Source organism: Paenibacillus sp. G2S3 (assembly GCF_030123105.1).
In the GTDB taxonomy this organism is placed as follows: domain Bacteria; phylum Bacillota; class Bacilli; order Paenibacillales; family Paenibacillaceae; genus Paenibacillus_AQ.
Window position 1 is genome coordinate 6338348 of the sequence record NZ_CP126095.1, and the last position, 24998, is coordinate 6363345.

The 24998-nt window shown below is 44.3% G+C and carries 18 protein-coding genes; 6 read left to right on the top strand and 12 right to left on the bottom strand.

What is annotated here, in order from left to right; genetic code table 11:
* Nucleotides 1-9: 9 nt before the first annotated feature.
* Nucleotides 10-2316: a helicase C-terminal domain-containing protein gene (locus tag QNH28_RS28050; protein WP_283909407.1), complete on the bottom strand. Its 2307-nt coding sequence runs from the start codon at nucleotides 2314-2316 to the stop codon at nucleotides 10-12.
* Nucleotides 2317-2601: 285 nt separating this feature from the next.
* Here QNH28_RS28050 and QNH28_RS28055 point away from each other — a divergent pair, with 285 nt between their 5' ends.
* Nucleotides 2602-4461 (top strand): LTA synthase family protein, encoded by a 1860-nt coding sequence (locus tag QNH28_RS28055; RefSeq protein WP_283909408.1) that lies wholly within the window; start codon nucleotides 2602-2604, stop codon nucleotides 4459-4461.
* An 86-nt stretch (nucleotides 4462-4547) separates the two neighbouring features.
* On the opposite strand, the gene QNH28_RS28060 is transcribed toward QNH28_RS28055, so the two are convergent.
* Nucleotides 4548-4979, bottom strand: coding sequence for a MarR family winged helix-turn-helix transcriptional regulator (locus QNH28_RS28060; RefSeq protein ID WP_283909409.1), 432 nt, complete (start codon nucleotides 4977-4979; stop codon nucleotides 4548-4550).
* A 247-nt stretch (nucleotides 4980-5226) separates the two neighbouring features.
* On the opposite strand from QNH28_RS28060, the gene QNH28_RS28065 reads away from it, so the two are divergent.
* Nucleotides 5227-6921 carry a methyl-accepting chemotaxis protein gene (locus QNH28_RS28065; RefSeq protein WP_283909410.1) on the top strand — a complete coding sequence of 565 codons (1695 nt, stop codon included), beginning with the start codon at nucleotides 5227-5229 and terminating at the stop codon, nucleotides 6919-6921.
* 98 nt (nucleotides 6922-7019) lie between these two features.
* On the opposite strand, the gene QNH28_RS28070 is transcribed toward QNH28_RS28065, so the two are convergent.
* From QNH28_RS28070 to QNH28_RS28085, 4 genes are all read right to left on the bottom strand, one after another.
* The gene (locus tag QNH28_RS28070; protein ID WP_283909411.1) at nucleotides 7020-8801 is read right to left on the bottom strand and encodes a putative bifunctional diguanylate cyclase/phosphodiesterase; all 1782 of its coding nucleotides are present in this window, start codon (nucleotides 8799-8801) and stop codon (nucleotides 7020-7022) included.
* A 230-nt stretch (nucleotides 8802-9031) separates the two neighbouring features.
* Nucleotides 9032-10690, bottom strand: a complete 1659-nt coding sequence (locus tag QNH28_RS28075) for a hypothetical protein (RefSeq protein ID WP_283909412.1) — start codon at nucleotides 10688-10690, stop codon at nucleotides 9032-9034.
* Nucleotides 10683-11483, bottom strand: a complete 801-nt coding sequence (locus QNH28_RS28080) for an ABC transporter ATP-binding protein (RefSeq protein WP_283909413.1) — start codon at nucleotides 11481-11483, stop codon at nucleotides 10683-10685. Before QNH28_RS28080 ends, QNH28_RS28075 begins: the two co-directional genes overlap by 8 nt.
* 200 nt (nucleotides 11484-11683) lie before the next feature.
* Complete coding sequence (locus QNH28_RS28085; RefSeq protein WP_283909414.1) at nucleotides 11684-12085, bottom strand: winged helix-turn-helix transcriptional regulator; 402 nt, start codon at nucleotides 12083-12085, stop codon at nucleotides 11684-11686.
* A gap of 114 nt (nucleotides 12086-12199) precedes the next feature.
* Between QNH28_RS28085 and QNH28_RS28090 the strand changes: the two genes are divergently transcribed.
* Nucleotides 12200-13213 carry a zinc-dependent alcohol dehydrogenase family protein gene (locus QNH28_RS28090; protein WP_283909415.1) on the top strand — a complete coding sequence of 338 codons (1014 nt, stop codon included), beginning with the start codon at nucleotides 12200-12202 and terminating at the stop codon, nucleotides 13211-13213.
* 61 nt (nucleotides 13214-13274) lie between these two features.
* Here the strand turns inward: QNH28_RS28090 and QNH28_RS28095 are convergent, their stop codons facing one another.
* Both QNH28_RS28095 and QNH28_RS28100 read right to left on the bottom strand, forming a co-directional pair.
* Entirely contained in the window at nucleotides 13275-16997 is a 3723-nt protein-coding gene (locus QNH28_RS28095; protein ID WP_283909416.1) for an S-layer homology domain-containing protein, read from the bottom strand.
* 73 nt (nucleotides 16998-17070) lie between these two features.
* Nucleotides 17071-17976, bottom strand: a complete 906-nt coding sequence (locus tag QNH28_RS28100; protein WP_283909417.1) for a hypothetical protein — start codon at nucleotides 17974-17976, stop codon at nucleotides 17071-17073.
* Between the two features lie 290 nt (nucleotides 17977-18266).
* On the opposite strand from QNH28_RS28100, the gene QNH28_RS28105 reads away from it, so the two are divergent.
* Nucleotides 18267-19625 (top strand): dicarboxylate/amino acid:cation symporter, encoded by a 1359-nt coding sequence (locus tag QNH28_RS28105; protein WP_042194660.1) that lies wholly within the window; start codon nucleotides 18267-18269, stop codon nucleotides 19623-19625.
* A gap of 90 nt (nucleotides 19626-19715) precedes the next feature.
* Here the strand turns inward: QNH28_RS28105 and QNH28_RS28110 are convergent, their stop codons facing one another.
* The 4 genes from QNH28_RS28110 to QNH28_RS28125 form a co-directional block, all read right to left on the bottom strand.
* Nucleotides 19716-20711: a Gfo/Idh/MocA family protein gene (locus QNH28_RS28110; protein ID WP_283909418.1), complete on the bottom strand. Its 996-nt coding sequence runs from the start codon at nucleotides 20709-20711 to the stop codon at nucleotides 19716-19718.
* A gap of 152 nt (nucleotides 20712-20863) precedes the next feature.
* The gene (menA, locus tag QNH28_RS28115; protein WP_283909419.1) at nucleotides 20864-21817 is read right to left on the bottom strand and encodes a 1,4-dihydroxy-2-naphthoate polyprenyltransferase; all 954 of its coding nucleotides are present in this window, start codon (nucleotides 21815-21817) and stop codon (nucleotides 20864-20866) included.
* Between the two features lie 38 nt (nucleotides 21818-21855).
* Nucleotides 21856-22632: a DUF6081 family protein gene (locus QNH28_RS28120; protein WP_283909420.1), complete on the bottom strand. Its 777-nt coding sequence runs from the start codon at nucleotides 22630-22632 to the stop codon at nucleotides 21856-21858.
* Between the two features lie 35 nt (nucleotides 22633-22667).
* The gene (locus QNH28_RS28125; RefSeq protein WP_283909421.1) at nucleotides 22668-23585 is read right to left on the bottom strand and encodes a prenyltransferase; all 918 of its coding nucleotides are present in this window, start codon (nucleotides 23583-23585) and stop codon (nucleotides 22668-22670) included.
* 335 nt (nucleotides 23586-23920) lie between these two features.
* Here QNH28_RS28125 and QNH28_RS28130 point away from each other — a divergent pair, with 335 nt between their 5' ends.
* A complete protein-coding gene (locus QNH28_RS28130) occupies nucleotides 23921-24544 on the top strand; it encodes an acetate uptake transporter (protein ID WP_042192624.1) in 624 nt (207 codons plus the stop codon).
* 56 nt (nucleotides 24545-24600) lie between these two features.
* A complete protein-coding gene (locus tag QNH28_RS28135) occupies nucleotides 24601-24918 on the top strand; it encodes a hypothetical protein (protein WP_283909422.1) in 318 nt (105 codons plus the stop codon).
* The last annotated feature ends 80 nt before the right edge of the window (nucleotides 24919-24998 follow it).

The window sequence follows — 24998 nt, forward strand, 5'->3', positions numbered from 1 at the left end:
TATACCCTCTTATGAGCGGATAAGATAATCTCTCCATTCTTCGGGAAGCAAATGCTTATAAGGACTCTGCAAAAAACGATCATCCGCAAGCACAATAATGCCTGTATCTGTCTCACTTCGAATCAGCCTGCCTCCAGCTTGCAATACCTTGCACATTCCCGGGTAGACATAAGCATAATCAAAGCCGTTTTTGCCTCTGGCATTAAAATACTGACGCAGCAGATTACGCTCAAGACCAAGCTGTGGTAGGCCAACACCAACAACCATTACCCCGTTGAGACGGTCTCCTGGCAGATCTACACCTTCCGAAAAGATCCCTCCGAGTACAGCAAATCCTAACAGCGTCTCATCATTATCTGGACTAAATGAAGCTAAAAAACTTTCTCTAGCCTGCTCACTCATGCCCGTATCCTGCATCAAAGTCCGTATTTCGGGGTAATTCTCCGTAAAGGCCTGATATACATTTTGTAAATAGAGATATGAAGGAAAAAACACCAGATAATTGCCCTTCTTAGAAACCATTTGATTCAATGCCTGAGTTAAAGGGATTAGAGAAGCCTCCCGGTCATGATAACGTGTGGAAACAGGTAGTACGGTCACTTCCCATTGCTCCTTCTGAAAAGGAGATGAAACCGTTAAACTGTAATCTTTCTCCACTGCACCAATCATATCCCGATAGTACGATAATGGAGAAAGCGTAGCAGAGAACAGAATCTGACTTCGGAAGCTCTTAGACATTTGCCGGAGCAAATGCGATGGATCCAAATTGAATAGCTTAATATACACATCGCCGCGCCGAACCTCAGCATAGGTTATGTAACGTTCATCATAGGTCTTAAAGGTGCGAAGCATCCCTTGAACTGCAAAATAGGTATCCAGGAGAACATTCTCTCCTTCTCCATTCAGAGGAACAATGCTGGCGCTTGGATGAATAAGCTCCTGTTCTGCTTCCAAAGAAAAGGTCTCCAGCAAGGCTGGCAGCTCCTCCGGGAACGAAGCCCATTGTCCCTGTCCCTCATCATTACAATTTTTACGAAGGGAGATGAAAAAAGCATTCACCGATTTAGCGGCCACACTCAGATTCCGGTTCATTTCTTTATACTGGCGCTGGATTTCCAGAAAAGGGGCCTTCAGCAAAGAGGCGGAGAACATTTCCCGTCCTCGGTCTACCAGGTTATGCGCTTCATCTACTAGAAGCACCGTTTCTCTTTTTCTCTCCTCCGTTAGCCGTTTCAGGCTGATCCGAGGATCATATATATAATTGTAATCGCAGATCACCGCATCGCAGGCATAAGCTGCATCCAGCGAGAACTCAAACGGGCACACTTTATGTTTGTGAGCATACAGTGCTATGGTGTCTCTGCTCATCAGCGTCTCATGCTGTAATAGATCCATTACCGCATCGTTAATCCGATCATAATAGCCATCCGTATAAGGACAGGAATCTTTACCGCAAATCCCTTCATCACGAAAACAGGTTTTCTCTTTAGCCGTAAGTGTGATGACATGCAGCTGAAGTCCCTGCGTCAGCAGTAGCGAGATAGCTTCCTGCGCGGCAAAACGGGTAACCGTCTTAGCCGTTAAATAGAACAATCCTTTGGCTTGTCCTTCGCCCATTGCTTTAAGGACCGGGAACAGCGTCGACATTGTTTTTCCAATACCTGTGGGGGCCTGAGCGAACAGACTGACCTTTTCCACCACGGATTTGTACACCGCTCCGGCAAAATGCCGTTGTCCCTTTCGATAAGAAGCAAACGGAAAACACAACTCGCGAAGGCTCTGCTCTTTCTTAGCATCATGACGAACCATCATCTCGGCGTATGGAGCATATCTAGCTACGGTTTCATTAGCGAATGAGACCAGTTCTTCTACCGACAACGTTCGGTACAAGCTTTTTTGCTCATCAGTAGCCCGGTGAACATAGGTAAGCTTTACCTGAATAGAAGAAAGCTCCTGCTCCAGCGATACCATATATGCGTACATCAGCGCCTGTGCCCAATGAACCTCATGTCCCTCTTCCAGCATATCCAGCAGTCCGGAGGTTGATTTAATTTCTTCGACCATAAGGCTCCCATTCTCCGAAATAAGCAATCCGTCACAGCGCCCATCCACTATATAAAGTAAGCTACCATAAGGGATCTCTGCTTTCAGATAGACCTCCTTGCGATCACCTTCCTTATATTGCTTTTGGATCTTCTGATGAATTCGCGTTCCTTCAACCATAGAAGAAGTGCCATGAAATCCAGGCTCAATACTACCGCTGCGAAAAACATACTCAACGAGAGTTCTAACGGATAGGGTTACAGTTTGATTCATTTATTTACACCCACCTTAATTATCCATTTAAACTTTTTGTTCCCAATATCTATTTTAGTTCTTTAATCGCTGTATAACCTCATATGACAGCAGAAACATCATCTTTCACCCATATGTATTTAACTTTACGCATCCAACAAGGCTTATACTTACGTTTTCGATTTTTGACTTTCTATAGCTAGCCCTGCATAATAAATTTTATTACTATGGAATCATTTTGTCTGGAGCGCTGTTTCTTCCTAGCCGGGAAATGGCATTTTATCATATAGAAAGAGGGGCGAAGCTGTGTCATCCTTTAACATTAAACAGTGGATCGTTAAACCTTTTGTGTTTTTCACCATACTTTTTATTCTAAAAGCTTTCTTAGCCTGGGGTGTAATTTTTGACGATGTACTACCTTGGAAGTCATTACTGACAGAAATCCCTTTTGCCTGGGCAATCTTCTGTATCATTGAACGTTTCGCTTCCAAGCGCAAGCTTGGATATTACATGACAGTCAATTTATTAGTAACAGCCATCTTTTTCGCAGCCATTATGTATTTTAAATACTATGGTGTCATTGTAACTTACCATGCGGCAGAGCAGGTGAATCAAGTGACAGCCGTCAGCAACAGCGTATTCTCACTCATGGATCCTTACTACCTGTTAATCTTTACAGATATTATTGTCCTAGGAGGCTATTTCTTCTTTAATAAGAAAGGCCGGGTCTATAAAAAAGAAAAGATCAACCGTCGTAATGGAAAAATAAAGTATAGTGTTCTATTCGCAATCTCACTTGGGCTATGCTTGTTCAACATTTTGCCTAATAAAGCTAGTATGAACGAAATTAAGAAAGCCCAGGAGATGGGTATTCTTAATTATGAAGCCTATACGATCTTTGCTAAAGAAGAACCAGAGCTTGTGCAATCAAGTGACATTACACAGGAAGCCATCAACAAAGTGAAGGGGATTAATACTGCGGCTAGTTCTCCACTTCACGGCACGGCTAAAGGCAAGAATCTTATTATCATTCAATTGGAATCCTTCCAGAACTTTTTGCTGGGACTTAAGCTAGACGGTCAAGAGATTACACCGAACCTGAACAAGGTCATGAAGGATAGTCTCTACTTCCCTAATTTCTATCAAATGGTCGGTCAAGGGAATACGTCGGATGCAGAGTTCGTAGTGAACACTTCAGCCTACATCCCTCCACGCGGTGCGGCAACCATGTCCTATGTGGATAAGGTGCTACCAAGTCTGCCGCGCTTGCTTAAAGACAATGGTTATCAGACCGCAACCTTCCACACGAATGTCGTAGAGTTCTGGAACCGTGGTGAACTATATGAATCACTGGGCTTCGATCATTATTATGATCGCTCATTTTTCGGTGAAGATGATGTTTTCTTCTTCGGCGCTTCTGATGATACGCTCTACAGTAAAACAGCTGATAAGCTAAAAGACATGAGCAAAGAGGGGCAACCTTTCTACGCTCAAATTATTTCGATGTCAGCGCATCACCCATTCACAATCCCTGAGGAAAAATACCGCATGAAGCTGCCAGAGCGTTACGAAGGTACTTTTGTGGGTGATTATATCCGTTCCCAAAACTATGCAGATGATGCCTTCGGACATTTCGTAGAAGAGCTTAAAGCGAATGGCGTATGGGATAACAGCGTGATCATGATTTATGGAGACCATATGGGACTGCCTATTTATTCTCTCGATCATGATGATAAGAAATTAATGACTGAAATTTATGGTCATGAATATACCTATGCGGATATGTTAAACATTCCTCTGCTCATTCATGCAGGAGACAGCACAGCACCACAGACCTTAGAGCAAGTCGGAGGCGAAGTGGATATTATGCCAACTGCTGCTGGTCTTCTTGGAATTTCATTAGAGAATAACCTAGTTTTCGGTCAAGATCTACTCAGTCAGACTTATAACTTACTGCCAGAAAGATATTATTTACCTTCTGGTTCTTTCATTTCCAACTCAGGACTACTTATTCCGGGTAACAGCTTTGAAGATAATACCCAATATCCTATTTATAATGGAAAAGCACCGGCTGCCACTGAGGATGAATACAACCGAGCATTGAGACTTCTACAGCTTTCCCATAGCTACATTACGCAGCTGCCAGACAAACCAATTGAACCTTAGAACTTATCATTATTATATTTCAAAGAAGGCCACCTTCTCTTCAGAGAGGGTGGCCTTCTTTCTGTATCTATGCCAAAGCTAGAAATTTACCGTTCCTGATCCTCGATCATACGGTAGTACTCCGCAAACTTCTGCAGCTCTTCAGGCTTCAGTATAGATAAATGCTCAGCAAGCAGCTGTTTTGAACGGAAATGTCCTTCTTCAAGTGTTTGCTGACCTCGCTCGGTGATGGTCACCACAACCGCTCTCCGATCATTTCCATCCGTCTCACGCTTAATAAAACCCAGCGCTTCCAGACGATCAAGCATCACTGTAATGGCACTGGATTTGACCTCCATAGACTCCGCCAGCTGTACCACCCGCGATTTTTTCTCTTTCGCTACTATATTTAACAGACCCATCTGAGGTACGGTAAGTCCAAGTTCTTTATGCAAAGTCCTTTGAGACATGATCTTACGCTGTACTCTCCACATGGATAATCCAAGACGCTCTATTAACGGATCTAATGGATGCGGCATCTTTGTTTCAACTCCCAATCCGTTTTTAATAACTCAAGCGTACCACTAGAACTGGTTAGGATTCAACGCTTTTGTCTACTAAACATTTCATAATCACGTTTATTTCCATAATTTTTCCACCAATTTACAATATCCGACACAAAAATACTATATTCTATGTAAGGTCCTAAGCTTAACGATACGCTATAATCGTAGCAGTGAGAGCGATTGTCACCGAAAACATAATTTGTCAAGGTTGGTGCAAAGAATGAAATTGGCAACTAAATTAACTTGGATGATGTTCATCGTGTTACTTCTTGTTGGATCATCCATCGGGTTCTTCGGATACCGTACTGCGTACAAGCAAGTAGACGAGGCAGCTGGTATCGAATTGGTAGGATGCGCCAATATTACAACCGGGCTGATTGATCCATCAGACATTACCGCATTAATTGCTGGAGATCAAAGCAAACTGGAGGCTGTCGAGGACCGGATCGGTTGGATTGTGGCACATAAGGCTATTTTTAAAGAGGCGTTCATTTTATCGTTAGATGGAAAGATACTCGCCGCAGATTCAAGCTTCAAAGCAAGAGGTTATAAAGCAGGCGATACTTTTTATTTCTCAGATGAAGAGAAGCACAAGATCACTACATCTAAGCATTCCGCCTACTCCAAGGTTTATACATACGAAGGTACCTCACTCAAGACGGGTTACGGCCCCATCTATCAGGATCATGATCCGTCCAAGCCTATAGTCGCTTTAATGGCCATTAACTTCGATGGCCCATTAATTCAAGAACGGACTCGGGACATTATTGTTCAGCCCTTTATTATCGGGACTTCCATTCTAGTTATTGCTATTGTCGCAGCTTATCTTCTCATCCGCCGAATGGTAAGTCCATTAACGAAGCTGTCCAAAGGCGTAAATCTCGTTGCACAGGGTGATCTTACTCATGATCCTATTTCTTTCAACAGCAAGGATGAGATTGGTACACTAGCTCGAAATTTCAACCACATGACACAGAGCCTACGCCTGCTCATTACCGAGGTCAATGAAACCTCCATGCAGGTGGCATCTTCATCCGAAGAGCTCTCTGCCAGTGCGCAAGAAACTAACCGGGCGGGTGAACACAGTGTCAACGTTACGATTGAGCTTTCCGATGGAGCCAATACTCAGCTACAGAATTTGGAGGGTGGATATAAGTCTGTACAAGACTTGTCACGCTTCATTACAGAGATTGCAGGTAATGCCGATCATGCTATGGATAATGCCGCTAATAATGCTGACAAGGCACGCTCAGGACGAGAAGCCATGGATTCCACTACGAAACAAATGAGCATCGTCAGTGAGAGCATCACTGATCTGGCTGTCATTATTGACACCTTGGGTGGATATTCCAAGGAAATTGAGAATATCGTGGGCACGATTGCGAGCATCGCAGAAGAAACCAATCTACTGTCGCTGAATGCAGCCATTGAAGCCGCTAGAGCCGGAGAAGAGGGAAGAGGATTTGCGGTAGTAGCCCATTCCGTACGTAAGCTTGCCGAACGATCCGCTCACTCTGCTGCTCAAATTGGTCAACTTGTAAGTATCATCGTAAACCAAATGGACCAAGCAGGAGAAACCATGAAACGCTCTACAGAAGAGATGGACCAAGGCCGGGAAATGATCATAACAGCAGGCCAATCTTTCTCCGAGATTGAGACGTCTGTCTCTGGGATGGCTTCACAAAGTCAGCAGATTTCCGGAACAGTCCGTGAGCTAGCGTTAATCTCCGATGGTCTCGTTGCTGCTCTTCAGAATATCGTAGACGTTGCTAATCAAACAGCAAGCGGTGCAGAAACATTATCCGCCTCTTCACAAGAACAGCTTGCAGCCATGGAAGAAGTGGAATCAGCTGCAGGTTTCCTGTCTTCATTAGCGGAGAAACTACAGATTCTTGTTGAACGTTTCAAAGTATAATCCTTCTTATTCATGAAGTTCTTAACCTTAAAAGGGCTAGCGACGAAGCAGAGAAATTCTGCTTGATCGCTAGCCCTTCTTCTATGTATTTATTGAGATCATGACGCTGCCGTATTCGCTATAAACCACTCGCCCAGTTCTTGAACAGGCATCGGCCGACCGTAATAATAACCCTGCATGACTCTACAACCCAGCGATTTCAGCAATTCGATCTGCTCTGGTGTCTCCACGCCTTCCGCCACAACTTCCATATTAAGATGGGTCGCAATCGCAATAATATTGCTGATAATAGCTTTCTTGGAGTGCATTTTGCTGTTCCGAATAAATACTTGGTCAATCTTGAGTGTGTTGACTGGAATCTCATCCAAATTACCAAGGGAAGAGAAACCTGTCCCAAAGTCATCCAGCGATACTCTTACCCCAAGCTTCCGAAGTCTGGACAGCTGCGCAACCGTCTCTATCATGTTATTCATCGCAATGGACTCGGTAATCTCCAGTTCTAGGAAGTGTGGCTCTAGTTCTGAACGTGTGAGAGCTTCCTCTACAACATCGTATAAACTGCCGTCCTCAAACATCCGTGCTGACATATTAATAGAGACTGGGACGTTAGCAATCTCTTCCTTATGCCAGAACCTGTTCTGGCTGCACACATCATGCAGCATCCAATAGGTAATCGGAACAATTAGTCCAGTCTCTTCTGCAATAGGAATGAATTCAGCTGGTGAAATGATCCCATGCTCTGGGTGTCTCCAGCGCAGCAGCGCTTCAAGACCCACCGTAACATTCATGTAAGAATCCCATTTAGGCTGATACACAACCATAAACTCAGAACGAGCCAACGCTTTGCGAAGATCCTTCTCCAGCGACATCCGCCGCAACTGATTGCGATTTACTTCCTGATCGAACACACTGCATTTATTCTTACCTGAATCCTTAGAAGTATAAAGAGCCGTATCCGCAGCCTTCATTAGCGCTGAGCGGTCAGTCCCATGCAAAGGCGTCATACTGATTCCAACGCTTGCAGTAACATATAGCTCATTGCCCTGAATACGATAGAATTTCTTAAGTTCATGCATAATATGCCCTGCCTCTTCCTGCGCAACCTCCAGCGTGCAATCTGGAAGAGCGATCAGAAATTCGTCACCACCTAAACGGAAGATTTTCCCTTTATCTCCTACAGAACGAGTCAGTCTTGCAGCGACCTCCTGCAGTAACATATCTCCTATATCATGTCCAAGCGTATCATTAATCGACTTAAAGCGATCTAGATCCACAAAAAAAACGGCACCGGATTTACTACCGAAAAATTCATCATTAAAATAGCGTTCCAGTCCATGTCGATTCGGCAGCGCTGTTAGTGGATCATGATAAGCCATTCGTTCGAACACATGGCGATCCAGAAATACGGCGCCAGCAGAAACTGTGAGCATGAGTAGCACTCCCAATGAAACTCCCATTAAGAGAACATCATCATTTTCCACAAAATACATAACAGATATTCCGATATAATGCATAGCCAAAAAGCCGCTTCCCAAGAGAATACCACCTACTACTAAATGCCATGTCCTTATCTGAGGAACAGATGTGACCCGGAATGCCAAATAGCAGAATAACACACCGACCAATAGTGATAATATAGCTCTGCCTGGATAATAATTGACCTCTGCCGGAAAGCGACTCGCCATTATCCCAACATAATATATTGCCCAAACACCGCAGCCTAGCACACAAGCCCCCGAGATCAACCACAGTCCTCGGATTTTGCCGGTAGAACGCGAAACCTGCGAGATCAGATTCAGTACGAAATAAGTAGCTGTCGCCGCTAGCGCAAATGATAGTAAAATAACCCAAACATTATAGTGGATGCCCATTTTATCCATTAGTTAACCTCTTCACCGGTTTTGAATCCCGTAATCGCTTCAGCGTATTTCTCAAGTAAAAAATCATTACACGAATATCAGATATGGAAGAGTGCGTAAGATTATAGGTGATCCTCAAAAAAGAAACTTTAGATGTATTCTACTCTGTATTCAGAAGATTGTCTAAGTAAATACTGGAATTTATACCCTTTTTTTATTAGGCGAAAAATGTCCATATTTGACACAATCACTCAGCCTGGAATATTGGAACTATGACCTGTTGGCGATACGTTTTTGGGAAAGGTAATTCGCCATATCCATAGATTCAAAACTACCAGAGTCAACAGGTAGATATAAATTCCACCCGTAAATAAAGTGAAGACATAATGTATACCTGCCATCCCCATCAACAAGAATATCAACCCAAAGGAGTTTGCGGTGTAATCTTTCTGTTTAGCAGCCTCATAACGTTCTGAGAAAGGTAGTACCGGGGGATAAGAACGGAAGCAAATGACCGCATAGATCAGCATTGCGAACAGCACGACTATTAAGTCTGGCACAATCCGCAGCCCAAACAACCAAAGATATACTATTGCCTCTATAGCGAATAAAGGTAATAGCAAGCGAACTATCGCTGCCTTAAGCATTCCACGATAGATGGGTGCGGTGTTCGGCAGAGGAATCAGCTTATAAATCCAAGAACCTTTATAACTCGCAGAGTACCTTAGCATTAGAACAACCGTCTGAAGTAGCGTCGCACCGAAGTAAATCATCAGGAATATGTTTGAATCCTTGATAGACGATGCATTTCCATCCCAAAAGATCCCAAATATAAAAATGAACGGAAAAACAATAGAATAGCCGATTGCAGGATATACCTTTAACTTGAAGTCACGCTCATTCTTCATCATCGACCAGCTAAAACGAAAGAACATTCTCTCTACCGGGTTCTTACATGTTATTTTCGATAACCTGTCCACCAATCGGGCGTTATCTTTGCCAACGTTCCCTTGCTCTGAAAGCTTCTGTAAGCTCTTTTCGAATAGAGGCATCAGCTTAATATAAGCCACAATCAGCATCAGTGGAAATACTAAAGCTAGCACTGAAAGCACCACAAAGTGTGTATCTCTCGCCCCACCAATCAACATCTCAAATGGAGCCGCAAACCAAATCGGAGAAATCAAATACTGCCACCATGCCGGCTTAAAAGAGAGGCTCAGTTCAGCAATATCGAACAGTCTAACAACGAGCTGATACCCTACTGTAATTCCTATAGTCAAAATGATCTGTACATAATTTATAATATCCTTGAGTTTCTCCCCGTCGAAAAACTTCATAATCAATAAATAAAGCAGCGCCGTAATGACGAGGATAAAGCAGTCCATCAGAATGATTTCAACAGCATATAGCAGGAAAAAAGGCACTCCCTGTTTGAACAGGCACAAAATCAGTGAAGGTCCGGTCAATGTGAGCGTCACTGAAAATAAATAAATGAGAATGTGGATGCTCTTCGCCATGTTCAAGGTACGGCGGTTCACTGGCTTTGAAGCCAGTATGTTCTTGTCCCGAAGATCTAGCATCACGGAAGAGAAATCAGAGATCAGCGTGGTTGTAATCATAAACATCACTACACCAAATACAAGGCTCATTTGCAGCATATAGTTCCCCGTTAACATCATCAGAGGAATTAACATGACTCCAAAAAGTAAATAAATCCATTGCACACGTAGCGGCGATCCCTCTTTCTTCTCCTCCTTTTTCTGCATTCCAGCAAGCACTGTCGGTGTTCTTCTTCCGTCCATTGTAAGTTTGACCTGCAGAATACTCCGCATCATGTCATAATCAACTCCGATTCGGCCAAACCCACCTCGCAGCTTATCCAGAAGCTTCAGCACATAGAAATCAGTCATGAGAAGATACCTCTTGCATGACCGCAACAAATTCCCCAGCAATATCACGGTATTTATCAAATCCAGTTAACTGATTAAAAATATCCTCAAGCGACCCTTCACGGCCCCTTTCTTTAAGCTCCGCAAAGCTCCCATCCGCCACGATATCACCACCATCGATCAAAACAATCCGGCTACTGATCTTCTCAACCACATCCATAATGTGTGAAGAGTAGAAAATGGTCTTGCCCCTTGCCGCCAATGATGCAAAAATCTCCTTTACTACCATTACGCTATTAGCATCCAGGCCGCTCAGCGGTTCATCCAGGAATAGAATATCGGGATCATGAAGCATGCTGGAGATCAGCAATACCTTTTGTTTCATCCCTTTGGAAAAGGTTGCGATCCTCGAATCATAGGCTTTCTCAAGACCTAGTAAGGCCATTAATTTTCCAGCTTTGTAGTCCACATCACTACGCTTCATGCCATACAACTCACCTATAAAGGTTAGATACTCTCTAGCGGTGAGGCTATCATATAATTCGGCTACCTCCGGCACATAACCTATTCTTTTCTTGTAAGAAACATCTCCATCAGCAATATCCCTACCGAAAATCTCTACTTTCCCGTTATAACCTTCTACCAGACCGAGCATTATCTTAACGGTTGTACTCTTGCCTGCCCCATTAGGGCCGATATAGCCAATAATTTGTCCTCTGTATACCTTAAGATCAATGCCCCTAAGCACCATTCGGTCCGTATAGTTCATCCATAAACCAGAAATAGCAATGACTGGATCATCAGCAAGGCCCATATCCTAATCCCCTCTCTAGCGACTAATCGACAATGTTAAAAATTACTATTTAATGAAATTACAATTATTGTATCATTCAACTGAATCCAACTCCATAATTTAACTCACTTATCTTATATCTATGAATGCTAATCTCTTCTTCATCACAAAAAGGAGAACCATCGGTTCCCCCTTAGAGTGTAAAGATTATCCCTCGCAAATTAATCCACTTCATCCGCTTGATCCACTTGATCATATGCAGCTCTGGCCTTTTCAACCCATACATAATTTTTACTCGTCCACTGATTTAACGCCCTCATAGGCTCACGTAAAGATACCCCTAGAGGGGTTAGAGAATACTCTACGATGGGTGGAACAGATGGTGTAATCTCACGCTTTACCAACCCATCACGTTCCAGTTGCCGCAAAGTTTGAGTAAGCATTTTTTTAGATATGCCTTCGATTCGTCTTCTGATATCACTGTAACGAATGATTCCATCTTCCATGGCATAGATGACCAAAGCTGTCCATTTATTAGAGATAATATCAAGGACCTTACTGTACCCACAAATCGATAACGAGATATCAGGCTCTACGGCATTCGTCGAAAATGGATGGTTCATATGAAGTCCTCCTATGCACTTTTCGGTTCCCTGGACACTATAAAGTGCCTCCTTACTTAAGTGTAATTAATGAATTATTGTATGTCTATGCAATTCAAAAAGGAGAGATCGCCCATGAAAGTATACGAAATTCAAAGTGAATTTGGCCTCGATCAACTGAAATTAACCGAACGTCCAATTCCTAATCCTGGTTCCGGTGAGGTTCGTATAAAAATGCGGGCAGTTGCCCTTAACGCTAGGGATTTAGGTGTAATTGATGGCTTTTATAACCCGATTTTGAACTCTCCATTAATTCCGGTATCAGACGGTGTTGGTGAAATTGTCGCTTTAGGTGAGCATACGTCCAGATTCAAGATTGGTGACCGGGTAAGTGGCATTTTTACTCAAAGCTGGATCACGGGAGAACCTACACAAGAAAATTGGGTGAGCTCATTGGGAAGTCCGCTTGATGGGCTGCTTGCAGAATATGTTGTGCTTCCCGAGGAGGGATTGGTTCGTGTGCCAGATCTATTAACTGATGAAGAAGCGGCAACACTTCCCTGTGCAGGTGTTACAGCATGGCATGCTATTGTTGAAGAAGGAAAGGTGAAGGCTGGAGAGACTGTAGTAATACAAGGAACTGGTGGAGTTTCTCTATTCGCGCTTCAATTTGCCAAGCTTCACGGCGCACAGGTGATCATCACATCAAGCAGCGATGAGAAGCTTAAGCGGGCCAAAGGATTGGGAGCGGATTTTGGTGTCAATTATTTAAAAACCCCTGAATGGGATAAAGCTGTTCTTGAACTGACGGGGGGACGCGGAGCAGACCATATTGTTGATCTTGGTGGATCATCTACATTGAACAAGTCCATCAGGGCGCTGCGGGTGGGTGGAAGGATCAGTCTAATAGGCGGTCTGTCGGGCTTCCAAGTGGAGGGTTTTGAAATCATCCCTGCCATTCTGAGAAAAGCGCGCCTTCAAGCCATCAACGTCGGAAGCCGTGACATGTTTGAGACGATGAACCATGCGATCGAACAAAATGGGCTTCGCCCGATGGTTGACGCTGTATTTCCATTTGAACATTCTGTTGATGCATTGCAATACTTGGCCAAGGGTTCAACCTTCGGAAAAATTTGCATTAAGTTTTAACATTAGAAACCCCCTGTTTGTTTACAGGGGGTTCTCGACATTATATTCAGCTACTGCTTAATTATTTTGACAGTAGATTATAAATAACTTGTGCCGCTTGCGCTCTTGTAGTGACTTCTTTAGGACTCAGCTTGCTATTCGCTCCGGTCACTATACCTCTTTCCACCAGCGCCTGAAGGGCTTCCTGTGCATAGACAGCAATCTCCCCTGCATCACCAAAATCAGAAAGAGCTACAGCCTTCTTCTCGGATGGCAGTTCACCTAGCGCTACAAGTGAGCGATACAAGAGTGTAAATAGCTCCTGTCTAGTGATCTGAACCTCTGGCTGGAATTGATTATCTCCCGAACCTGTGGCTACCCCAAGGCGCTTAGCAGTCGCGAGATAGTTCGTGTAATACGTATTGCCCGCATCCGCAAAATTATCAGTTGCGGTAGCGTCCGGTGTGATGCCGTAAGCATTCAAGAGCAAGACTATAAATTGGCCTCTAGTTATTGCAGCATTCGGACTGTAATGCTCTGCATCCGTACCGGATGTGATACTGCGTGCCGCAAGATAACCTACTGCACTGCTATACCATGAAGTCTCCGCAACATCCGAAAAGCTCACCTTGTTATATCCAATGATATATTGGGAGAAATGTGTGGTAACAAAATCTACGGTTTTCTTGGCAGCATTATAATTACCACGTACATTCTCCAAGCTTCCAGTGGTATTGATATGGTATACAATAACCGCATCTTTCTGTTCTCCTGTTTGCAGCGTATATGGCACACTGATATGGACACTGCCTCCACCAAAGGTGGAAAGGGTACTCTGGCCTGCTTTTACCGACAAATCATAAACGGGTCTGTCACCGAGAACAGCCTTACCTTCTGCCGTTAATGAAACCTTAGCGATGGTTATGACAATATCCCCTGCATCTGAGGCTGCACTGATACTTGCCAAAGATTTGGCATCGAGTGTAATCGTACCTACATTCTCATAATGAATGGTAATCTCAGCCTTCGTACCAGAGACCAACTCGTTAATTATGCTTCTCGGTAGGGTAAGCTCGGCTGTTTTGGTTTCAGAAGTAGCCGCAACTTTAATTTCCAGTGCGGCTTTCTTCCCATCCGCTTCTGCCTTTTTAGCAAGATTCACAAGCTCGGTAGCAGCTTCTTTCGTGATTGTTGCTGTAGTTACTCCTGTGGTTGTATCCGTCTTGGTTGTTGCTGTTAATGATAGATTCACGGTGTTGCCTGTTGTTGTAGTAACCGTTTGAGGATTTGCTGTTGGCGTTGGTGTAGTCGTGCTCGGCGCAGGATTGCTGCTGCCGCCTGGTCCACTTGTTCCTGGGTCTGAAATAGACACATACGCAGGGACAACAATATTAGTTACTGGACTCGCCTTATACCCCTCTTTCGCTGCGTATCGTACTTGATACGTACCCGGTATTAGGCCTGTAATCTCCTTATCTGGTGCATACACATAATTAGTTACACTGGACAGCTTATATTCTAAGGCTGTCGTGGTGCCCGTAATTTTCCCATCATTGTTCGCTGTAGAGGTAGGTGCTACACCCTGCAACCCGGATGGCGCTGCTTGCTCTGCAGTGAATACTGGAACGATCACTTCTGCTGCTCTACCCGCATTAAACCCCTCTTTGGCTACGTATCTTACCTGATACGTCCCCGGTACCAATCCAACGATCTCTACATCTGTTGCATAAACATAATCAGTAACCGTTGACAGCTTATATTCCAAAGCTTTCGTAGTCCCTGTGATTTTACCATCATTATTGGCTGCAGTAGTCGGCGCTACGCCCACTAGTCCTACAGGAGCTGCTTGCTCACCATAAGCCGGAACTTCAACAGTAGCATCTTTACCTACGCTGTATCCCTCTTTTGCCGCATATCGTACATTATAAAAACCTGGAGTAAGACCTGTAATGGCTACGCCCGTTACAGGCTTATAGTCAGCTTCTCCAACACCCTTATACTCCTGCCCTTCAGCTGAGCCCGTAATTTGCCCATCGTCATTAGCTTCAGAAGTAGGAGCTACGCCTAATAGACCTGTCGGAGCTGCTTGTTGATGGATATAAGCAGGCACCTCCACACTTACGTCTTCGCCAGCATTATAAGAAATGATCGTTGGTCCCACTGCGTTCGTTGGACCTTGATATCCTGATGTAGCCGCATATCTTACCTTATAAATACCAGGCGCAAGCCCTGTAATCGCTGATCCTGATATTGGCGTATATGCCGTATCTCCAGCTAGCTTATATTCCAAGGCAGAACTTGTGCCCAAGATTTGCCCATCCTTACTGTCTGCTGCGGTTGGTGCTACACCCGTAAGTCCAGTCGGCACAGCTTCCAGTTTAGAGAATAGCTTATCCAGAGCTGTTGTAGTGTTAGTGTATCTGGCTCCGACTGGGTAATTCGCCTGCACGTAATCCGGTTGGATGTTCGTCCAGCTGTACATAAGCTCAATATGCCCCAGAATAGGTGCGTTAGAACCACCTGCATCTTTGTTGTCCTTGTTGTACGTGAACAGATACGGAACTTGAAGTCTGTCTCCAATCACGGTGTTTCCAAGCCCATCCACATAACTAATCACAGATGGTTTGGCTGCTGTATTGTTTTCGGTCTTGATATTAGTCAGATTAGTACGAACCAAATCAACATACAAATTCGCATATGGATGATTGGTTGTTCTAATCTGAAGCTCATTATTATTATGCGGATTAGCATTGCCCTTAGTGCCGCTGTTATTGCTCGGTTCAGCAACCGTCACTCCAGAGTCGAGCTTCGTATCGAAAAAGTAGATCTTATCGATATTATGTTTTTTGGCATACTCGTTGATATATTTGATAACCGCTTGCGTGTTAGGGCACCATGATCCGCCTAACAAAATCGCATAGTTACCATCACTCGCCAAAATTTGCTTCAACTGATGGTAGGTCACATGTTCATACACGAGCGTACCGTCCGATTCGTTGAAAATCGTAGGTTTGCCCTCATTTTCGCCCTCGTAGTTCTTGTTAAACGCCGCCTTGATATAAGCAGATTCATCGATCGTGCTATACCCAGAAGCGGCACTAAGTACCTCTCTTACTGATGCTTTATACGCATTAACCTTCGCAGCATCAAGTGTTCCGTTCGTCAGGAACTCATTCCACGAATAGCTCTTATCCAGATAGGATACAACAGGAGCACTATTTCCTTGTGCATCCTTGTGATCCTTGTTGTAGACCAACAGGAATGGAGATTCGATCTTATTAGCAGTTACGATATCCCCGTTTTTATCGGTGTAGCTGACATTGCGTTCTGGAACATCCTTTGAGGATAGATTTAAATTCTTCAAATATTTATTTACTAGATCAACGTATTTGTAAGCAAATTTATTATTGCTGTCTGCAATCTGAAGGGTATCCCCATCCAGCTTAGTATCAAAGTTATAAATCGTAGAGATGCCATATTCCTTGGCTACCTCATTGATAAAGCCGATGTCGGCCTGTGTATTGTCGCTCCAAGCGCCGCCCACCAGGACAGCGTAAGTGCCTTCACTCTCAAAAAGATGAACGATATCCTCATAGGTTGCCGTTTTAAATACATGGTTAGGATCATTCAGACGGTCATATACATGACTGAAATAATCAAAGTGGCTAACGCCGCCTTGGGAAGAGGTTATCGCCTCTGCGTTATCCGGATTAGCATAAGCTCTTCCTGCCTGAGTAGGCAGAATTAGCAGGGAGGCTGCCAGCAGCAGCGTTAGAATTTTTTTGAAGGTTAATGGTCGTATCATTATGTGCACCTCGCCTTAAATAGGTTTATGTGATGGATGGGCTGAAAGGAATCCTGAATGAGCCTGCTGCTCATCAAGGACAAACCTCTTCCTCAGCGGCTGGTGGGGGTGCAGGTGCTTGAGCCGGTTCAGCTGGAGCAGCTGCTGGTGCGTTGACCGTGGATGATGCAGGTGCAGAAGACGATGTCTTCGGTTGGGCAGACTCAACTACCGGAGCTGCTGTCGCTTTAACCACCTCAGTTGTAGAGAAGGTAATGGATTTCGATTTGGAAGGTGCTTCCGTTGCCGTTACAACAGGCGCCGCAGTTGCCTTAGGCTGAGCTGATACGACAGGAGCAGACGCCGGTTGAGCTGCTTTGGCGGTTACGATTGCTTTTGGAGCCGTCGTAGGTGCAGCGGTTGGAGCCGGTGTAGCTGTTTGAGTTTGTGTTTTGACAGTCGCAGCTACTGTGGTTGCAGTTGTTGCTGCTTTAGCGGTATCCGCAGCTGGAGCTGCAGTCGCCTTAGGCTGAGCTTCACCTACTGCTGGAGCGGCTGAGGCAACGGCCTTCGTCGTTGAATCAACTGAGGCATCTGGGGCAGCAGTCGCTTCTGCCGAGACAGTCTCCACTGCTGGAGCCGAAGATTCCGGCTGAACCGTTACTGCAACAGGAGCTGAGGTAGCTTCTGCTTGAACAACGACTGCGGCTGCAGAAGTAGCTACAGGTGCAGCGGCTGCAGAAACGGATACTGCTGTATTACTGCTTGCTTCAATGGATGCTGCCTCTGCTGTCTTTTTATTAGCGGATACTGCGGCATACGTCAGTGCGGAGAAGACGACAGTTGCAGCAACCAAAGATATCGTAAGTTTTTTCATAATTTGTACCATCCTTTTCAAATAAAATAAGACCCAACACGGCACGTTATTACGCACCTGTTGAATCTCTGGCTGTCCAGTAGATCCATGCCACTTCACTACATTTTCATACTTAACCCCCATTACCTCTCCCTTCTCTAAAAATAAAAAAAGAGACTCAACGAGACGCAAAATACGCGTCTTTCGTTGAATCTCCGGCTGTCCAGTCGATTCCAAGTGGCTTGTGATTAAGTTCCATATTATTCATGCTATAGTCCCTTGTCAATCAATTTTTATTTTTCACATGGTTTTTATCGGAATTAATTATTTTTAACATATAATGACATTGACTTTACTATAAATTCTATATAGATTGATTTCATTAGGATTAATCACATTAAAAAACTAGGTTTAAGGGGGTATTAGTAGTGAACATAGATAACAACTTGTTATCCGCCATCGAAACGAACTGGTATGGATTTGTTGCTTCCATATTTGTGTTTGCAATTTTGTTTCTACTAGCACGTAAAAGGATTGGATTTGGTACTCGGGTACTCATCGGACTTGGCATCGGACTTATTGCCGGAATATTCTTTCAATACTTCGATTTAGAGACCAAAGCTATCAGTACATTCGGCAGCATTTATGTCAGCTTGATTCGCATGCTCGTCATTCCTTTAGTATTCATACTCGTATTAAACAGTATTTCTTCATTAACTAACCTGGAGTATCTGCGCAAAATAGGGATCAAAACTTTCGCCTGGTTCCTCGGAACGACGGGTATCGCTTCTATTATTGGCCTATCGGTTGCGCTGCTGTTCAATCCTGGTCAAGGGATACAACAGGACGTACCTGCAGATTTTGCTGCTCGGGAAATTCCGACCTTCTCACAGGTTATTCTGGATCTTGTGCCATCTAACCCTGTGAATGAAGCAGCTACGGGTAAGGTTGTGCCTCTGCTCATTTTCGCTATCTTCCTAGCAGTAGCTATAATCAAGATTGGCTCCAAGAAACCGGAAGCCGTCAAACCTGTACGTGATCTTATTGAATCACTGACACTGATACTGCATCAGGTCGTGAAATTCATTATTCGCCTGACGCCTTATGGTGTCTTTGCACTGATTGCGGGAATTACCGCACGTTATGGCTGGGAAACGTTGCAGGAGCTGGGTAGCGTAATAATTACCTCATATGTCGCTATGATTATTCATTTTGTTCTTATCTTTGGTGGATTGGTTCTATTAGTAGCGAAGGTCAATCCAATTCGTTTCTTCCGCAAAATCTATCCAACCATTACCGTAGCCTTCACGACTAGAAGCAGCTACGCAACGCTTCCTGTCAATCTTGAAGTCATTACGAAGCGCCTTCATGTCTCCCCGCGGATCGCAAGCTTTATTGCGCCTTTAGGAGCATCGGTCAACTTTAATGCGTGCGGTGGCATTTGGCCGGCGATTGTGGCTGTGTTTACCGCCCAAGTATTCGGCATTGATCTGAACTGGACCGACTACATCACTCTGGTATTAGTAAGTATTATCTCTTCCATTGGCGTAGCCGGCGTACCTGGACCTGCCGTAATCTCCACCACGGTAGTCTTAACCGCTCTTGGCCTGCCGCTTGAAGGAATCGCTATCGTTGCGGGTGTAGAAGCGCTCATCGATATGGGTCGTACCGCTGTAAATGCTACTGGAACAGCCGTAACTGCGCTGTTGGTGGCGAATTCCGAAGGTGAATTTGACCGCGAAGCCTTTAATAGCAATGATGACGAAGATGATATTCTCTTGAGCACAGTTTAAAAAACGAACATGCAAGCAAAAAAACCTCCGGCAGCTGCTTATAGCAGCAAGCCGGAGGTTTTTTAACGTAGATCCATATTAGATTCGCTGTTACAGCATGCTAATTCTTTGCCGCTGTTTAGCCGAAGCAAGGCAGGTTTCGATCAGCCGCATACTCAGCACCGGATCTTCAGGTGCAATGAGTCTCTTACCTGTGAACACAGCGGCTGCAAAGTCATCCACCTGCTGAATGTACGGATTAGCCCCTGTGGCATCGACCCGTCTCATCTCATCGCCAGTGTACACAAAGAATTCCGCATCCTCGTCTCTAGCGTTGAAAGGCATAGGCACCTCAATGCGTCCCTCAGTCCCAAGAATCTCCAAGAGCTGGCGGTTATATGCCCACATTCCGCAATCAAAGATCAAGCTTAACCCATTTGGAAACTCTACCAGCCCTGAAGCCATCATATCTACATGATCATGTTCAGGGGAGAACATCGCATGCACGGTCACAGCTTCCGGCTCCGCCCCAAACAACAGTCGAGCCGCGCTTAACGGATAACAGCCAACATCATAAAGCGAGCCGCCACCCCAAGCCGATTTAAAACGAATATTTGAAGTGTCCGTAGCATCATTGTAAGTAAACGTGCCTCGAATCGAGCGTAATTCTCCGATTTCGCCGCTAGCGATAATGTCCTGAAGCTCAGCAATCCGCGGATGATGCCGATACATATACGCTTCTGCTAAGTGTACGCCTGCATCGTTGCACGCTTTCACCATCTCTGCAGCCTCTCCACTGTTCAGTGCGATCGGTTTCTCACATAACACATGCTTACCTGCTTCTGCCGCTCGGATCACCCATTCACGATGGAGATGATTAGGTAGCGGAACATACACCGCATCAATTTCATTATCTGCAAGTAACTCTTCATAACTGCCATACGCTTTCTCTATTCCGAACTCTGCGGCTACAGCACTGCTTTTTTCCAAGCCACGACTCGCTACCGCTGCAATCACTCCCGAATCTGAATTCATGATAGCTGGCATCACTGAGCCTGTCGCAATCTGCGCACAGCCTATGATTCCCCAGCGAAGTTTTTGTACCATAATGGCTACACCTCTTCCCTTGGATTAGTTACTATACTTTAAGACACCTTACCATAGAATGAAACTCATCACTAATAGAAAAGAACACTCACAACGCAAAAAGCAGTACCCAAAGGAGCTTTGACTCCGATAGATACTACTTTTTAATTCAATTACATTACCATATTTAACAGCACAGCTGCACCAAGCACAACAATACGCGCCGCGTTCATCAACACGAAATTTTTGACGGCAAGAATAAAGGTACTCGCCTTCTCTTGCCTCTGTGTGAACAAATCGATATTTCGGTGCAGCGGGATCAGTGTAAGAAGAATCGCCAAGACAAGAATAGGGTTAATCCCCAAAATCAACAGCACTACAAGATCCAGATAAGAGACATAGTAGAGATATTTAAATAGCAAGAGCGCATTGCGGCGACCAATATAGACCGGAAGCGTATACCTGCGGTTCTCCACATCTTCATCAATATCACAGATATTATTAGCGAGCATAATCCCTGCGATCCCCAGAATAGCGGGAACAGAGAACCAGAACAGGTACAACACTTCCACAATGTTGATATTCAGGCTGACCCAGCCGTTCTGGAGCAGCAGCGACACTATATGCTCATCCGTATGAATATAGGCAGAGATAAAAATAATGACAAAGCCCATAAACAAACCTGAGAACAGCTCACCTAACGGCATCCGTGAGATCGGAATCGGCCCGAATGAATAAAGGATACCTATTAAGAAAGATAGCCCACCCAGCAAAAAGACCAGCAAACCCGTCTGCGTAACAAGTGCAATCCCGCCCCCTGCAGCCAGAGCCAGCAAAATAACAATCGTCGCCACGACGGTGCTCTCTTTTAGCTTAAAATGTACAATCGCATTATGCGTCTCATAGCCATAGCCGTGGGTTTTGGAAGCTTTTTTAAAATCGTAATAGTTGTTAATCGCCGTCGTTGCCATATCAAAACTAAGCAGGGAAACGAACATCAAGCCAAAACGCAACACATAAAAATCCTCAAACCGATATAGGGCATACAGCGTTCCCATCAGAAAGGGGATCATACTAGCTACTTTTGTCGGCAGCTCCACAAATCTTAGAAAGCTTTTAATATTCACACCATACACCCTTATTTATCAATTGAGCCTGCATTGTATTACTGTTCAGTCGTTGTAATCTTCACTGGGGACCATTCTGCAATAACCGTTTGTCCATGCACAGACACGCTGCCTTCAGGACTCAGATCCTTCTCTGTCATAATTCCGAGCGCTACTGTAAAGTTGTTGAATTTGATCGGAATATTTTTCTCCCGGCGTACTTCTTTACCATTCAAATAAAATATAGCCTCATCGTTGCCACGGTGGTACGTAATGCGGTAGGTATTAAATTCACGTGGTTTGAAATCCGTATCTTCTTTAAAGATGCAAAAATATTTCGTTCCTTTGCTCTCCGGTACTTGTACCCCTGGGAACGGCAAAATACCATACACGCTAGCATATTTATCATTTCCCGCAAAAAAGTCTAGCGCCGCACCTGTCGTAAAATCAAGCAAGTTCAGCGATACATAACCATCGTACAAATCTCCAGGTGCTGTTCCTTGTGTACGGCTACGAATTTGCAGCTCAAAGCTAATCTCTCCGGCCTCAGGAATTACCACTGGCTCCGCGGAGTAATACATATGCTTAGCATTGTCTAGAATTTGTACTTGATGGTTCTCACGAGATAATTTCGCGCGCACATACAAGGTATCATTACGAACGATAACTACCGCTTCCGGTTCACGATAAGCCCAGAAGGATCCATCAGGCAATGTAAATCCACCTGTCTTCCAAACCTTTCCTTCTTCTAAAATAGAGTGGAAATCTCCGAGCACCATTTGGTTGCCTTTAACGTTTTGTTCTTCCTTCATCAATTCCTTGTCCTTCTTTTCCATGAAAGCTCACTCCTTCTGTATGTTAAATATTAGTATCAGAATAATCCTTGAATTAGTAATGCTGCAGCCATCACTACTCCGCAACGAACGGAGGCTTTTTGTGAAGCACCCATGAGCGGGATATAAGCTGGCGAAGCATTATGCGGCTTCAGTCCACGATAAATACGAATCGGCCAGAAGGCTGTAACTAGCGCCAACAGTGCATAAACTGGAAGCACACCCATCAGCACACAGATCACCACAGATGCATAACCGGTGAAGAGGAGCACACGCGAGAATACAAGTGCTTTTTGCTCACCCCACACTACAACAAGTGTAAGTTTTCCAGCCTGCTCATCCGCTTTCCAATGTAGGAAATGATGATTAAACAACAGTAATGTAGTCAGGAATCCAACCGGCAACGAAAGAATGACAGGCTTCATGCTAAAATGACCCGTTTGTACGAAAAAGGAGCCTAACACAGGCATAATCCCAAAAGCTATAAAGATAGCCATCTCACTGTATCCCTTGCCGCGATATCCATAACGCAGTGGTGGGGCTACATAGAAATAAGCGATTAAAGCACCGACAAGTACAAACCAGAGGATATTCCAACCGCTATATATACTTAGAATTCCACCGCAGATGAGGGCAATCGCCAACATACTCCAGGTCATCTTTGCATAAAAAGACTCCGAGAGAATCCCACCTGTAAGTAGCCCGGAGTTTGTGCTGATTTCACCAGCGGAATTTTTCGCCTCTGTATCTGTTCCGTTACGAAAATCCCAAAGATCATTCACCATATTGGAGAATAGATGCGCGGAAATCGCCCCTATTAAGGTTAGAATAAATAAGACCGGATGGAATGACCTTTCCCATACATATGCCCCAACTGTACCTAAAACAATCGGGATGAGCATAACAGAAAAACTCCAAAACCGGGTCGCCTTCGTAAATAATGTCCATTTGTTCACTTAAAGCTTACCGCCTTTTCTTTATGACTTGATAATAATTATCACTGACTATTATACATCAATTTTCAACAGATTGTGAAGATTATCACTGCATATAATGTCTAATCTTGACATAATACCTCGGTTTGTTTGGCTAAAAGGTTTGTTCATTGAAGACAAAAACATCAATAACCTCTTATTGGACACAGGACCATCAATTCACGACAAAAAATGAGTGCTGTTTTATAGGCAAGCCCATACCGATATGATATGATAGGCAAGCCTATGAGCAGCGCTCCTTGAGTGCTGTTTTTAAGAGCGTAAAACTATATATAATAATGGAGGCTTTTACTGTCATGTCAGCGCAATCCCCTAACACCCAATCTGTTAAAATCGTCACCGCAGACCCTAGCGCCATCGGGCTATTCGGACTGGCGATTGTCACATTGGTTGCTTCTTCACAGAAGCTTGAGTTTACAACAGGACTTAGCTACGTCATTCCTTGGGCTATCTTCCTGGGAGCATTCGCTCAACTATTCGCCGCAATTCAAGATGCTAAGCACAACAACACTTTTGGTATGACCGCTTTTGGCGCCTACGCTTTCTTTTGGTTCGGCATGGCTAGCAGCTGGCTGATCAAGCTCGGCGTATTCGGCCCAACGCTCGCAGAGGCTGTAGATCCTAAGCAGCTCGGATTTGTATTTCTGGGTTACTTGATCTTTACAATCTTTATGACCATTGGCGCGGTTGAGGCTAATAGAGTTTTGCTTATCATTTTTGTATTGATAGATTTCCTCTTTATTGGACTAACCTTCGATTCCTTTGGTATCGCTCCAGAATTCTTCCATAAGCTTGCTGCTTGTGCCGAACTTGGAATTGGTATCGTGTCCTTATACGGATGTGGCGCTTCTGTGCTAAATGCTCATTTCGGACGCACTTTCTTACCGATTGGTGCTCCGCTAGGTATCTTCAAGAAATAGTAATTCACCTTTTTTGAATCACCTAACTTTTGCAAGCCGAAAGGATGCCTGAGACCATGCATGTCCTATCCTCTTCTGAATTAGCCGTAACCGCTATTTTTGCGCTTATTCTCGCAGTTATTGCCTATTGGATCATTCGGAATATCCCAAAGATGACTGGAGATATTGCGGCTTTTCGCAAAAGAACACTGGTCTGGACCCAGGTTTCGCTTGTACTAACGGTACTTCAGCTGAACTTTAAAGCAGGCGACTGGCGATTTTCTATCGTTCTTGGACTCATCGTATTATTTACCGGAAGCATTTGGCTTTCCGCCCGTTACCATGATATCCGCAGCACTTTAGATCCGGAATCTAAAGATTCTGGAGTACATTAGTAGAAGCTAAGGCAACAGAATAAAGGTGATGAAGCTCCCGTAAGGGGGCTTTTTTTTATAAATTTAGAAGCTCCTTTCGC

Coding starts and splice junctions, on each gene's coding strand:
- QNH28_RS28050 (WP_283909407.1), bottom strand. CDS start 2,316: ATGAATCAAACTGTAACCCTATCCGTTAGAACTCTCGTTGAGTATGTT.
- QNH28_RS28060 (WP_283909409.1), bottom strand. CDS start 4,979: ATGCCGCATCCATTAGATCCGTTAATAGAGCGTCTTGGATTATCCATG.
- QNH28_RS28065 (WP_283909410.1), top strand. CDS start 5,227: ATGAAATTGGCAACTAAATTAACTTGGATGATGTTCATCGTGTTACTT.
- QNH28_RS28070 (WP_283909411.1), bottom strand. CDS start 8,801: ATGGATAAAATGGGCATCCACTATAATGTTTGGGTTATTTTACTATCA.
- QNH28_RS28075 (WP_283909412.1), bottom strand. CDS start 10,690: ATGACTGATTTCTATGTGCTGAAGCTTCTGGATAAGCTGCGAGGTGGG.
- QNH28_RS28080 (WP_283909413.1), bottom strand. CDS start 11,483: ATGGGCCTTGCTGATGATCCAGTCATTGCTATTTCTGGTTTATGGATG.
- QNH28_RS28085 (WP_283909414.1), bottom strand. CDS start 12,085: ATGAACCATCCATTTTCGACGAATGCCGTAGAGCCTGATATCTCGTTA.
- QNH28_RS28090 (WP_283909415.1), top strand. CDS start 12,200: ATGAAAGTATACGAAATTCAAAGTGAATTTGGCCTCGATCAACTGAAA.
- QNH28_RS28095 (WP_283909416.1), bottom strand. CDS start 16,997: ATGATACGACCATTAACCTTCAAAAAAATTCTAACGCTGCTGCTGGCA.
- QNH28_RS28100 (WP_283909417.1), bottom strand. CDS start 17,976: ATGGGGGTTAAGTATGAAAATGTAGTGAAGTGGCATGGATCTACTGGA.
- QNH28_RS28110 (WP_283909418.1), bottom strand. CDS start 20,711: ATGGTACAAAAACTTCGCTGGGGAATCATAGGCTGTGCGCAGATTGCG.
- QNH28_RS28120 (WP_283909420.1), bottom strand. CDS start 22,632: ATGGAAAAGAAGGACAAGGAATTGATGAAGGAAGAACAAAACGTTAAA.
- QNH28_RS28130 (WP_042192624.1), top strand. CDS start 23,921: ATGTCAGCGCAATCCCCTAACACCCAATCTGTTAAAATCGTCACCGCA.
- QNH28_RS28135 (WP_283909422.1), top strand. CDS start 24,601: ATGCATGTCCTATCCTCTTCTGAATTAGCCGTAACCGCTATTTTTGCG.